This window comes from Streptomyces sp. NBC_01260 (genome assembly GCF_036226405.1).
GTDB classification, from domain to species: domain Bacteria; phylum Actinomycetota; class Actinomycetes; order Streptomycetales; family Streptomycetaceae; genus Streptomyces; species Streptomyces laculatispora.
Genome location: NZ_CP108465.1, coordinates 1 through 13,019, shown reverse-complemented (window position 1 = coordinate 13,019; position 13,019 = coordinate 1). Strand labels below are relative to the sequence as shown.

The 13,019-nt window shown below is 67.8% G+C and carries 10 protein-coding genes and 1 pseudogene; 8 read left to right on the top strand and 3 right to left on the bottom strand.

Annotated elements, in window-relative coordinates:
• Nucleotides 1–1,656: 1,656 nt before the first annotated feature.
• The gene (locus OG322_RS40840) at nt 1,657–2,391 is read left to right on the top strand and encodes a ParA family protein (protein WP_123471589.1); all 735 of its coding nucleotides are present in this window, start codon (nt 1,657–1,659) and stop codon (nt 2,389–2,391) included.
• Nucleotides 2,391–3,536: a ParB/RepB/Spo0J family partition protein gene (locus OG322_RS40835; protein WP_123471587.1), complete on the top strand. Its 1,146-nt coding sequence runs from the start codon at nt 2,391–2,393 to the stop codon at nt 3,534–3,536. Before OG322_RS40840 ends, OG322_RS40835 begins: the two co-directional genes overlap by 1 nt.
• 111 nt (nt 3,537–3,647) lie before the next feature.
• Here OG322_RS40835 and OG322_RS40830 read toward each other — a convergent pair.
• Nucleotides 3,648–3,851: pseudogene (locus OG322_RS40830) on the bottom strand (transposase); the annotation flags it as partial.
• Nucleotides 3,852–4,100: 249 nt separating this feature from the next.
• Between OG322_RS40830 and tap the strand changes: the two are divergent.
• The 6 genes from tap to OG322_RS40800 all read left to right on the top strand — a co-directional run bounded on the left by tap (nt 4,101) and on the right by OG322_RS40800 (nt 9,889).
• Nucleotides 4,101–6,341 (top strand): telomere-associated protein Tap, encoded by a 2,241-nt coding sequence (gene tap, locus OG322_RS40825; RefSeq protein WP_329307821.1) that lies wholly within the window; start codon nt 4,101–4,103, stop codon nt 6,339–6,341.
• 12 nt (nt 6,342–6,353) lie between these two features.
• Nucleotides 6,354–6,911: a telomere-protecting terminal protein Tpg gene (gene tpg / locus OG322_RS40820; protein WP_124286607.1), complete on the top strand. Its 558-nt coding sequence runs from the start codon at nt 6,354–6,356 to the stop codon at nt 6,909–6,911.
• A 318-nt stretch (nt 6,912–7,229) separates the two neighbouring features.
• Nucleotides 7,230–7,889, top strand: coding sequence for a hypothetical protein (locus tag OG322_RS40815; RefSeq protein WP_124286606.1), 660 nt, complete (start codon nt 7,230–7,232; stop codon nt 7,887–7,889).
• A 1,086-nt stretch (nt 7,890–8,975) separates the two neighbouring features.
• Complete coding sequence (locus tag OG322_RS40810; RefSeq protein WP_124286605.1) at nt 8,976–9,416, top strand: hypothetical protein; 441 nt, start codon at nt 8,976–8,978, stop codon at nt 9,414–9,416.
• Between the two features lie 25 nt (nt 9,417–9,441).
• Nucleotides 9,442–9,663 carry a hypothetical protein gene (locus OG322_RS40805; protein WP_124286604.1) on the top strand — a complete coding sequence of 74 codons (222 nt, stop codon included), beginning with the start codon at nt 9,442–9,444 and terminating at the stop codon, nt 9,661–9,663.
• A 28-nt stretch (nt 9,664–9,691) separates the two neighbouring features.
• Nucleotides 9,692–9,889, top strand: coding sequence for a hypothetical protein (locus tag OG322_RS40800; RefSeq protein ID WP_241200534.1), 198 nt, complete (start codon nt 9,692–9,694; stop codon nt 9,887–9,889).
• Between the two features lie 1,027 nt (nt 9,890–10,916).
• Here the strand turns inward: OG322_RS40800 and OG322_RS40795 are convergent.
• Nucleotides 10,917–11,336, bottom strand: a complete 420-nt coding sequence (locus tag OG322_RS40795) for a helix-turn-helix domain-containing protein (protein ID WP_123471577.1) — start codon at nt 11,334–11,336, stop codon at nt 10,917–10,919.
• Between the two features lie 58 nt (nt 11,337–11,394).
• On the bottom strand, nt 11,395–12,015 hold the full coding sequence (locus OG322_RS40790; protein WP_123471575.1) for a hypothetical protein: 621 nt from the start codon (nt 12,013–12,015) through the stop codon (nt 11,395–11,397).
• Nucleotides 12,016–13,019: the final 1,004 nt, after the last annotated feature.

Genomic DNA, 13,019 nt, shown 5'->3' with positions numbered 1-13,019 from the left:
CGCTGCACGTAGTTGTCCTCGTCCATCAGGTTGCAGACCTTCGGTCCCTGCTGTCCCTACGGGGAAGTGGCTGGTCAACCGCTTTCTGTACCTGCAATAGGGACTGAAGGGACTGTCTTTCGGAATGAGTGTAGGCGGCTGCCCTCCGTATTCGTGGGTGGGTCGACTCCCCCGCGCGCCGCTATCCGAGTCCTCAGTCCCTTCAGTCCCTTCACGGATCACTCCTACCAGGGGGAAGCACTCCCGGGGGAGGCAGGTTCTGTCGGTCTCGAGTGGCTACGAAAGTGCCTCAAGGGGCTCAGGGCTGGCCTCCAGCCTTCAGTCCCTCCGTTCAGTCCCTCAACGTTTGCGCAGGTCAGGACATGTTTCATGCCTCCATCAGGGACTGAAGGGACTGAACTTCCTAATTATCAGCCAGCACGTAATAAGTAAGACTAGATACATGCGCCCGCGTGTACGCGCACACGTATTCACGCTATAACCCTCAACTTGAGTCCCTTCAGTCCCTGATCCGCAGGGTAAACAGCCTCTGACCTGGTGTTTTTGGCAGGGACTGAACGCAGGGACCGAACGCAGGGACCGAACGCCCAGCCCCTGCACGGTCGACCTGCCCTCCCCTCCTGCCGGACCATCTCACGGTTGTGGATTGACTCCCCCTCGCGCTTCGATCGGGGGGTGAGGAGTGGTGACGCTGAGTGGATTTTCGCTTCGGCCGCATCAGGCTGAGGCAAGACGATCGCTGCTGCGACGGCTGCCCTGCGGATGGCTCCGGACGGGCGCGTCGGTCATCGCGCCGACCCTGGAACTGCTGACGCAAACGGTCGAGGCGCGGCGAGCAGTCGGGCAAAAGGGTCCGGCGGTCGTGTTCGCAACGTACGCCGACCTCCCGCCCAGGGCCTGGAGGACGACCAGGGCGACGAGGACGAAGCAGTGGCGCCGGGCGTCCTGGAGCGGGCGATGCGCGGGTCGTTCGGTCAGATTGGAGCCGCGCTCCAAGGACTCAGGGCTCAGGGCTCATGACGACATGAGCATCGAGCGAATGCGCCTGAGGACCACCCCCGCCCGCGGGAAGGGCGGCTCCGTCCTCGGACTCGCCCCGCAGCCTGGCGCACCGACCTGTTGAACGAGCTCGGCATGACCTGGTCGATCGCGGACGCCCGGTTCTGGAAGAACCTGTCCGCGGCCCACGGCAGTCGGACGAGAAGCCCGCACAGACCAGTCCTCCGCGCCCACCTCGAAGAGACCGTCATCAACGGCCACCCGGAACCGACACCCGTCAACTCGGAGTATGGGTCTCGAACACCCGGGCAAGGCGAAACAAGCTCGCGCCAAATCAGCTCGCCGAACTCGCAGCACTCGGCCTGGACTGGGCGTGACACCGCGGCCCGGCCCTTCTCTGCGTTCTGCGCCAGGTGACACACGTCTGCGTACGCAGTGACCGCCTTGGACGACGACCCCACAGGGCACTTCAAAACCGGGTTTTGAAGTGCCGCCCGGCCAGCCACTGGGGCAGCGAAAGCTGCCGCGGCTTCAAAACCCGGTTTTGAACGGCACGCCGAGGTGCCCATTGCCAAGTCGCTCGTGGCATCCTGTTTCGGTCCGCTAGTACCGACCCACCTGGGCCGGGAAGCATACGGAGCATCAGGAGTACCACCCATGGCACGGATTACCGCGCTCATCAACCGCAAGGGTGGGGTCGGCAAGTCGACCCTCACTGTGAACACAGCGGCCATCACCGCCCATGTGCTGGGCCAGGCCCCAGACGGCGATCCGCACTTCGTTGCCGCAGTCTCCGCCGACCCTCAAGGCTCGACTACCTGGTGGTCAGAGCGAGTAGGCGAGGATCTGCCGTTCTCCTTCGAACAGATCAACTCCAGAGACGACCTCGAACTCTTCGCGCAGCTGAAGAAATCTCGGAAGGTCCGGCACGCCTTCATCGACACCCCTGGATGGATGGACCTCCCCGAGGACGAGAAGGAGGACGCTGGCGACCCCTTCGGCCAGAGCACAGCCGCCGACGCCATGCGCTCCGTCCTCGCCAACGCTGACGACATCATCGTCCCGGTCGAGCCTGAGCCCCTCGGCTTCATGCCCACCCGCGACACCATCGAAGAAGTCGTCAAGCCGCTGGGTATCCCCTACCTCGTCGTCATCAACAACTGGGACCCCCGCGACGGCGAATCGGATCTTGAGCAGACCAAGGACTTCGTCCGGAGCCAGGGATGGAAGCTGGCCAACACGGTCATCCGTCACTACAAGGTCCACACCCGGGCAGCCCTCGAAGGAACGGTCGTCACCCAGTACAAGAAGAACCGCGTGGCCATGGAGGCCCGAGAGGACTTCTACCAGCTGGCCCTGGAGCTCGGAGCAGGCAAGAAGGACCGCCGCTGATGGCAACGAAAAAGCCCTGGGCAGAACTGCTCGATGGCCCTGGAAAGGCCACGAAGAGCGACAGGACGACCGAGCGAGCTGCTGCCCCCGAAGCGCCGCCGACCACCGTCTACATGCACACCGTCATCGGCAACCCCGGGAACCCGCGTACGGACCTCGACTACACGGATGAGGATGCAGAGTTCCGTGAGCTGAAGAGCTCCATGCGCTCAGTAGGCCAGCTGCAGCCCGCCGTGGCGATGTCGAGCGCCGCTTTTCGGCAGGCCAAGCCAGAGCACGCCGAATCATTGGGGGACGCCGACTGGGTCATCGTTCTCGGCAACAGGCGCTACCACGCAGCCAAGCAGCTTGGCTGGACCAAGTTCGAGATCCGAGTCCGGGACCGTCTTGGACACGCGGAGGACGACAAGGTCGATGAAGCCGTCATCATCGAGAACATCCACCGCAAGAACATCCCCCCGTATAAGGAAGCGGAGTTCCTGCAGCGGATGGTGGAGCGTCATGGTTCACAGGAGAAGGTCGCGGAGCGCATCGGGAAGTCCCAGATGTACGTTTCCAACAGGCTGACCCTGCTCAACCTGACACCAGAGCTCCGCGACGTCGTCGACAACAAGCAGATCAAGGTCAAGACGGCACAGCAGATCTCCAGGATCAAGGACCCTGCGGCGCAGAAGGCCAAGGCTGCAGAGGAGATCCTCAAGAGCTCTCAGCCCAGAAAGCCCCGCAAGGAGCGGAAGAGCACTGCGAACGACGAGCAGCTTCAAAACCCGGTTTTGACACCAGCCGCGGCCGGCGCGAAACGTAGCGCAGAAGACGAAGGTCCGGACGGGCCGGACGACCATGATGCACCCCCTCAGAACCGCGTTCCCGAGCCACGGCCCAGCCACACGACCGACGATGAACGCGAGCCGTACGCCCCCCCCGGGCCGCCTTGGGACGACGGGGCCACGCTCATGGACACCGCCTTCCAGAAGCTGAACTCCGCCCAACGCAGTGCGTTCATTCAGCGCTACTTCGTGCTCAGCCGTGGGGTCGACACAGTTACCGCGGACCTGAAGGGCACACTGACCCCTCAGGCCCGTGCATCGCTGGCGACCATCCTGCGGGCAGTCGCCGACGGGCTCCTGGACGACGCAGAGTCCTAGTAGTGCTTGGTCATGTGGGTGCGGGGTCTGGCATGTCGCGGTGACAGGTGGGGCAGGCGCCGGTCCAGGTCGCGAGGAGTGTCTGCAGCTCGCGGACGACTCGGTGGAGGCTCAGGCCGACGCCGTCTCTTTTGGGGATCGGCTCAGTCGTTGCAGGGTGCAGAAGGCGTGTGCGGCCGGGACGAGAGTGACGTGGTGGTGCCGGCCTGGCCAGGTTCGGCCTTCGAAGTGGGCCAGGCCCAGGGCCTGTTTCATCTCGCGGTAGTCGTTCTCGATGCGCCAGCGAAGTTTCGCGGTGCGCACGAGGACGGGCAGCGGGGTGGTCTCGGGCAGCTTGAACCGTTCCGGGTTCGGTAGAGACTCCGGATCAGGTGGCCACGTAGGTGAAGTCCACAACCCATACTTGAGCGGGACTGCCTCGACTTCGCTGGGACCGGACAGCAGGCGAGCGTGCCGTACATCTCCAGGAAGCGCCGCCACCTCTCCGTTTTGCACGCGATTCGTACGCCAAACGTACGGGTATCGTACGCTTCATGGGGTAGGGTGCGAGTCAGGAGGTAACCCATGTCCGAGTTGTTCGACGCGGTCGACGCCCTGCTCGCGTCCCGCGCCACGCTCCCGCCGCCGGCGGAGCGCAAGCGGCTGCGCTCCGCCCACGGCCTGACGATCGACGAAGTGGCCACCGCACTGAAGGTGCGCCGGGCCACGGTCAGCGGGTGGGAGTCCGGCAAGACCGAGCCCCGCCCGCCGGAGCGTGACGCCTACGCCCGGCTGCTGGACAGGCTCGCGGAGCTCTACCCCGCCCCGGCCGCCGCGGCCGTGCCCGCCGCTGACGCTGCGGTGCCGGCCGCGTTCACCGCCGTGCCCGTCCCGGCGAAAGCGCGGCCTCTATCCACAGGCCCGGCGCCCGAGGCTGCGGACATGACTGAAACCGAGAACACACAGACCCCTGCTCCCGTCGCCGCTGCGCCGCGTCCGGCGCGCACCACCGGGCCGACGTCGTCGACGTCGCGTCGTCCGGGTGCGAAGAAGGCGGCCCCGGCCGGAACTCCGGCAGGCGAGGTGGACCCGCGGTTCGAGAACGGTCCGCTGGCGGTCGTGGATGTCGAGGACGGGAAGGTGCTGGCGTACTGCGTCGGCGGCCTGGTCCTGGACGTGCCCGCCAAGTCCCTGCCGTCCCTGGTCGACTGGACCCTCAAGGAGGCCAAGCTCGGGCAGCCGAAGCTGTCCGGCCCGGGACGGCCCGCCGATCCGCTGCTCGTGCTCACCGCGGCCGCGTGCGAGCGCTACGGCCTGCCCGTCGCGTTCACGGAGGAGGAGAAGAACGCCGGGCGGATCCCGGAGGGCCACAAGGTCATCAAGCAACTGACCCGCGCGGACTGGAAGCTGACCAAGCGCGGGTTCGGGCCGTGGGCGCGGATCTACCGTCCGGCCAAGGGCTCGGACCGCCAGTGCGTGCAGCTGTGCATCCCGTCGTGGAACGCGCTGGACCCCCGGTTCTGGGGCGCCGCCGCCCAGCTTCCGCCGGCGGAGCTCGCCCGCGTCCTGGGCGTGTACGCGTCGAGGGTGATGACGCCGCGCGGCTCCACCGCCGTCACCGGCCTGGAGCTGATGACCGCGCTGCACCCGCCGACCCACGCCGTACGCGATGAAGAGACCGGCGTCCTGCGGCAGGCCGAGAGCAAGACGCCCGGGTCGCTGGGCAAGGACCCGGTGGACTGCGCGCCGTGCGAGGCCCCGGACGGGCACCCGGTGCTCAACAAGCTGGAGCTGCCGCGCTTCCACGTGCGCGGCCCGGCGGAGAAGCTGTTCGAGGAGGCGTACGACTGGGCGCGGCCGATGACCGATGACGAGTGCACCCTGCGCTACCTGGTCGGCCTGGACGTGAACATGGCCTTCGCCGCCGGCGCGAACGGGCTGACCGTCGGCCTCGGGGAGCCGACGCACGTCACCAACCCGGTGTTCGACCCGAAGCTACCCGGCTCGTGGCTGGTCGACCTGTCCCACGTCGACCTGTCGAAGGTGAAGGTCGGCAAGGAGCGGGTGGAGCTGGACGGCAGCCTGTTGCCCTCCCCGTTCACACCGAAGGGCGACCGCCCGACGGGCCCGGCCTGGTACGCGACGCCCACCGTCGCCTACGCCCAGGAGCTCGGCTACGACGTGACGCCGATCGAGGCGTGGGTCCGGTACGAGAACGGCCGCTACCTGGACGGCTGGTACCAGCGGCTGCGTGACGCCTACCTCGCCACGATGACCGACCTCGGCGTCGACGCCGACCTGTCGCCGGCCGACTTCCTCGCCGCGATGGACGGCTACAAGGAACGCGACCCGGAGCTGGGAATCGTCGTCTCGGCGATCAAGGCGACGGTCAAGGGCGGCCTGGGCAAGCTGCGCGAACGTCCGCGCGGGGAGGGCTGGCGGCCGGGCGAGCGGTGGCGGGCCCTGGAGCGCCCGACGTGGCGGCCGGACATCCGGGCGGCGGTCATCTCCCGCACCCGCATCAACCTCCATAGGAAGATCGTCAAGCACGCGGCGTTCACCGGCCAGTACCCGATCGCGATCCTGTCCGACTGCGTCGTCTACGCCGCCGCCGGGCCCTCGCCGCTGGACTTCGTGCCCTACCGGGAGGGCAAGCCGCTGCCCGGCGGCTTCAAGCTCGGCATCAACCCCGGCCTGGTCAAGCACGAAGGCACCCAGACCGTGCTGTGGGGCGAGGAAGTCCGCGAGCGGTTCAACGCCCCGGAGCTCAACCTCGCCCGGTCCATCAAGGACGGCACCGTCACCGACGTCGACAACGGAGAGTAGGAGAAGGCCACGATGAGCCTGATCGGGGACGGCCTGGACACCGCGGTACAGAAGGCATTCACCCGCCCGGCGCCGAAGAGCGCGGGCCCGCAGATGCGGTACCTGGTCAAGCAGCTCGGCGGCACCAAGGCGGTCGCCCAGATGCTGCGGGTCTCCCAGCGCACCGTCGAGCGATACGTGAAAGACCAGATCAAAAAGCCCCGCCCCGACCTCGCCGCGCGCATAGAGCGCGAGGTGAAGAAGCGGTGGCAGCCGCAGATCCGGGCCAAGGCCAAAGCGAAGGCGGCGTCCACGGGCGGCATCGTCATCGACACCCGCGCCCGCATGGGCTACACCGCGCCGATCGGCTCGACGGACGAGAACCGCATCCGACACCTGACCGTCGCCCTGCCACCCGTCTATGCCGCCCGCCTCTTCGACGCCCAGGAGCAGGGTGCCGGCGACGCCCGCCTCCAGGAGATCGCGGCCGAAGCACTCAAGGAGGTCTACTTCCAGGACGGCGGCCGCCGCGCCGGAAGCCTGGACGAGGTCCGGATCACGGACATCGAGCACCTCGAGTTCGACCTGTAGATCGCCCCGCAGCACGGGCCCGAACCGCCTTATGGGTTCGGGCCCGTGCTGCTGCTCCTGGCTTTGCCGAGCTGGTGGGACAGAGACTGTCAGACACCGCTCCTAGGATGCGGCCGTGGATCGAGACTGGATGCGACAGCAGCTTGAGGCGTTTACTGACCTGGCCCTGCGCTACGAACGCAGTACAAGGCCGGGCGACTACATAGGTGACCGAGCGCTGTATGAGCAGCTGCACCGCGCAGAGCCCACGGTCAAGCAGATCCTGCGGCTCCTGGACCCGCAGCTTGCCGTCGCGTCGTACGGCGCCGGGCGAAGGGCATGGACGCCGGAGCCGTCGCGGCGGCCCTCGAGGAAGCCCGGTTCGACGCCCGGCAGAACTCACGGCACGAGGATCTGGGCGACGACGTCCGGGGCCGGGCGGAGCTCGCGGAGTGGGAGCGCCTCACCCAGCTGCTCGCCGACGCGGCGCCGGGCACCGTCTACGCCCCGGAGGCCGACGACGTCGTCCGGGCCGAGCTCGCCGCCGCCGCGGCCGCCGCCGCCCGGGAGGCCGAGCTGCGCGAAGCCGCCCGGATCGCGGCCCGCGCCGATGAGCTCCAGGCGCTGCGCGAGCTCGGCACACTGGAGCAGACCGAGCCCCGCCACGGTGACGAAGCCGTACGCGACGAACTCACCCGCCGCGCCGGGTCCTACGTCCAGGTCGACGTCGACGCCTGGTTCGCGTACGCCCTGGCCGCGCACCTCGGGCACTACCGCGACCCGGCCGCCCGCGAGGATGCCGCCGGCCTTCTGCCCGCGCCGGTGCTCGCCCACGCCGCGCTGCTCGCCGAACTCGCCCGCCTGGTCCCCGGCGTCGGCGTCGGCGTCGACCAGCTGGCGTTCGCGGCCCGGCTCGCCCAGGCCGACCCGGCCGCCACCGCGCAGCTCGCCGACTTCCTCGTCCGCGTCCCGGCCTGCGCCGAAGGAAGCCCGGCGTGAGCGACGGCCAGGAGGTGGTCGTCGTGCGCTGGGAAGAGCACCACCGGCCGACTGCCTGCGGGCCCAGAGCCGGTGTCACGCTGACGGAAAGTGACTGTCACGCTCCTTCGCGATGTCAGATCTTACGTGTCACGCTGCCCCAGTTTTGGCCCTGTTTGTTCGTTTCTCGGGGCCGTAGGGCTCTCCAGAGGCCGTTTTCGGGGGTGGAGCGTGATACCCAAGATTGAACATCCCGCGCACTTGTGAGTAGTACGGAGCGTAGTTGCGGGCCGGGTTCGGCCGGAGTGCTACCAATGCCACCGACTTTGTGGCCTTCCACGACTCTCTGGCCGAAGCATCGTCACAGGTCAGCTCCGGGGCCACGCCGGCAGGCTCATCCCTGTCCGGCGCCACTGAACGTTGACCGTTTGCCACCAAACTTTGACGAACGGTTGTTTCCTGCCACTGAAGTTTGACCAGCTGGGACTCGGGGCGACTTGCACGGGCAGCGGGGGCACCGGCAGACGTCGACGTCAGCCTGCTGCTACGTCTTCGGACCCTGCCGAGTGGAGACTGTCAGCCGCCTGTACCCGATCACCGCGCGAACCAAGATTGCCGATACGGCGGCGCCGACCGCAGCAAAACCACCTCGTTCCCACCAAGTAACTCCGGGGCCTCGGGCAGTGAACGCACCAATCAGCATGACCGGCCCCGAGAGGAGCAGCGCGAACATCCGCCAGTTCGTCCACTCGGACCACGACTGTCGTTGGCTACCGTCGATGTCCACGGGAAAGATCCAGGTGGCAAGCCGCATGGACCGCAAGGACTTGGAATCTTGTTGTCTGGCACCAGGTATGGAACGAGTGTCCCAGACAGCGGTCGCCGGGCGCCGTGGTGCCGGTCAAACTTCAGTGGCAACCGCTCAAGGTTCAGTGGCACCGGACAATCCCTCTCCACCGAGCCGCCCCGTCACGCCGCGTCTCGCCTCGCCGATCCCGTTCGTCGGGCGGGCGGCGAACCGGCGGGCCCGCGCAGGCGTCCTCCTCGACTGACGGGGGGTCAATTCCTGGACCGTCCGGCCGAGACGAAGGACGTACTCAGATGCAGATGGACGCTCGTTCCCGCCGGGCCCCGCGTGGGGCGCTCGCGTTGGCGGCGGTGGCAGTGCTGGCCGCCGGGCTGGCCGGCTGTTCCGAGGACAAGGAGACACTGGCCAGCTGGTCCGCCAAGGGCGGCAAGGAACAGGCCAAGGTGATCGGCGACGACATCCATACCCTGCTCCAACTTGTCGGCAACGGCGACGCGGCGCAGTGCCGGCAGGTGCTCGACCACGTCAAGACGGCCAGGGCGTTCCGGCGGCTGCCCGACGGGGACGCGCAGAGCAGTTGGGAGGAGACGCTCAACCGGATGGAGACCGCCGCCACCACCTGCGTGCAGAACCCGGCCGGCATCACCGGCGGCCCCGAACTCACCGAGGCCGCCGACGCCCAGCAGGCGTACGGCCATTTCGCCATCCGGATCACGGCCCTCACCGGCTCCAAGTCCTGACCCCTCCCGGACGGGGGATTCCCGGGTGCCGCAGGGGTTGACGGCTGATCTGCCCCCATGGCGGCAGCGGACGGTCACCGGCCGCCGCGCTCCGGGCGGGCGGCCCGCCGACCGCCGGGCCGTCGCCGAGGCGCTCGCGGCCGCGCACGCCGCCGGAGTCGTACACCGTGACCTGAAGCCCGACAACATCCTCGCGGTCGGCGAACGCGTGAGGGACGGCTCCAGTCGCACGCCGACCTGTGGCTGACGCCCCTGACCGGAGTCGACCCGGCGGTGTGTGGTCCGACTTCCTGGACCAGGCCGACCGCGTGCTGCTCGCCCGGGTCGAAGAAGCCGCTGCCGCCGGCGAGGACAGCCCGCTGCAGAACATGGTGGCGTCGATGGCCGTGGCCCGGCGGACCGCAGCCCAAGGCGATCTCGGAGTGCCGGCAACCTCCCTCGGGCACTGCGAGACCCTCGCCCAGTACCTGTGACCTCGCTCGACACCCGCCCTTGCACCCTTGCACCCATCGCCCGGGTGGCCGATCCAGGAACCATGGCCAGCGGTTCGTGCGGGGCCCGGTCCGCAGACGGCCTTGCACCCCAATGTAGGTAGGTACTTGTAGTACCTATTCTGCGGGTTGAGTTCTCTTCCCTCTGAGAGCGGAGCTCGCCGCGCGGGCATCATCATCTGCCGCTCACCTGTACCGACGCCCCGTCGCCGTCCGGCGCACATGATCCTTCCCGGCGCTGGGCGGCCGTCTGCGGCGTTCTGCCGCCCTCCGGGCTCCCGAGCGACGATCAAGGGCCCCAGAGGCGCTCACAGCGGCGAACAGCGGTTTGAGCGGGCTGGGGAGTGCTTGGCCCTCGGCAACGGCGCCACGACCGCGTCGCCACGCCTCCCGATCTCGGAGCTGCACCCTCGCTGTTCCCGGCCCGAGCTCTGCTCTCAGGGGGAAGGAAGTTCAACCCGCAGATAGGTACTACAAGTACTTACCTACATTGGGGTGCAAGGCCGCTCCCGCCAGGGCCCCGGCAGTCGAAGGTCGTCACCAGCCGGTGCAGCACCATCGCGCTGCTCTGCCCGCGACGTCCTGCTGCTCCTGGTGGTGAGGGGTGCAAGACGCCTCCTGCAAGTCCGCTGAGGAGTGCAGCGCAGTAGTCGCACGGGCCCTGCTGCATGCAGCCAGCGCCTGCTGCCCCGGGGCATCAGCAGGGTGGCGAGCCGTCCCGGCCGTGCTGCATGAGTTCGCGGTTCTGCGATGTTCCGCACGAGATTCATGCACAGCTGCTGCATGCAGCGGGCCGCCCCCGAGCCGTCATCGGTTGTTCTGCTGCTCCAGAACAATCCGGTTCACCTGGTGCTACCGCGAGCCGTCCGGCGCCGATCGCGGAGCAGCTCGTGTTTGTTCTGCTCCTCCAGAACAAGGCGGTTTAGGTAGTGCTACCGGCACGGCTGTGGGAGGACATGAAGAAGGCGCCGCACCAGGGGTGCGGCGCCTTGGACCTTCGGTGGGGCGGTCAGCCTGTGGCGGCCAGGTTGGCCATCTGCGCGGCGAACCGGGCCCGGCGTTGCTCGGTGAAGCGGCCGGGTTCGGCGGCCTTGATCTCCGGGACCTGCATGACGGGGGAGGAGACCGCGCCGCCGGTCAGCAGCGGGTGGAGCTGGTAGAGGCCGTCCTCAAGGCTCCAGGCGAGTCCGCACTCGCGTAGCTCCTTGAAGCCGCGGTTGACGGTCGGCTTGCTCGCGCCCAGCTCGACGCACATCTCGTTCTGGCTGATCGAGGCGGTGCCGGTCTCCGGGTCGCTGAGGTACAGCAGCTGATCCAGGACGCGGCGGCCGGCGGTGGAGACGTCGACCAGGGCCAGGAGGCGCAGGACGTCACGGGGGATCGTGACGGGGGCCTCTGTGGGAGGGCTGGGGACGTAAGAGCTGCTCACGGAGCCTCACCACTTCCGATCAGGTCGAGACGCTGTAACGAGCATATGCCGCGCGAGGTCATGCGCTCGCCTTGCGTACGGGACGCCGCTGCCGGAGCGTGACGACCTTTTCCTTGCGGCGGGCGGACTCAGCGAGCTTCTTCTCCGCCTCCCGCGCCTGGCGCCACTCGGTGGGGTAGTCGGAGTGCGGGATGACGCAGGCCGGGCCCTTCGCGCTGTTCCAGAGCGCCTGCCACTTCTCCTGCTCGCCGGAGGTGCCGGCCACCGTGAGCCACGGGTTCAGCTGGAGGACTCCGCGCTTGGCGGTCCGCATCCAGCCGATGTGCGCGAAGAACTGGCTGGCCTCGTTCACAGAGGCCGCCGACAGGTTGCACCGGGCCTGAAGGTCGCGCTGGTTGGTCTTCACGAAGCCGCGGGCGGCGCCCCGAAGCTGATCGTCGGCGCGGTTGGCGTTCTGCAGCGCCACCATCTTGCACCAGACCTGGAACCAGCTCCCGGGCATCTTCAGGCTGCCCAGCACATCCATCAGCAGCCGGGCGTCCAGCACGTAGCCGCTGCACTCCGCGCTCGCGGCGAACTCGCGCCCCTTGATCTTCTCCACGCCCAGGATCAAGCCGCCCTTGCCGTCCGACCGCGCAACCACGCGCTCGCCGGGGCGGACGATCGGCAGCTGTTCCATCAGCACAGTCTCCAAAGATGATCAACGTTTCGGGAAGCACGGTAGCACTAAGTAAACCGGCTTGTTCTGGAGGGGCAGAACAAACGGTGGCTCACAGTCACCTGATGCCCCGTCAAGTACGGAGGGTGTTTGTTCTAGATCTCCAGAACACCCAGAAACCGTTTGTTCTGGAGATCTAGAACAAACGGTTTCGCATCACCGCAGGTCAGAGCCGGTTTCAGCCCGGAACGCTCTTATGTGTCACTAGAGCTCAACCACCACTCGAACCCCGGCCGACAGGCCTTGGCGCGTACGGGGCAAGCAGTTGGCAGCAACGGGTGTGTCGCCGTCGAAAACCACCGGATCGAGGGGGCCGACCTCTGTGGCTGAGCTGGCTTCGCGTGCGGCACCGCGTCTCGGTGCGGGTCGTGGACAGCAGCAGCGGCTCTGAGTCTCGGGTGGTGCCGACCGTGACGCTCAAAAGCGAGGAAGCGTGGCCGGTGCCGGTGGTCGGTTCCGCCGCCCGGCCCTGGGGGGCCGTTCGACTCCGGTACCTCCGCACGCCGGAATTCAGTCTTTCCGATATCTGAGGTCCCGTTCTGTGGCTCGGGTCCACAGCTTCCCAATTCGTTATTCCTCGCGTGGAGTGGGTGGACCGAATTCCTGTGCTGACCATTTATCAAAAGGCGCACCCCGTTCGGGTGGGTGGGGGGTATCCCGTGTTTCCGCCAACGGTACATACTGTATCAACCTGATGCGCGCGCTATACTGAAACCCACACGAACGAGCGACCCCCACCCCTCGTAGCCAGCCAGGCCCTCGCCAGCGGGCCCCAACGGTCCTGGAGGCACAGCCGGAAGGACCGTCAGGCGAGGGAGCGCAGCGGACCCGCCCAGGAAGTGCGAAGCACTCCCTAACTCCCGTACCAGAGGCCCCACTAGTCGCACTCGACACCCCGTCAACTGTCCCGCGCGCTGCGCGCGCCCTGCCGGACGCGCTGCGCGCGGGCCCCCCTCAACTCCCGG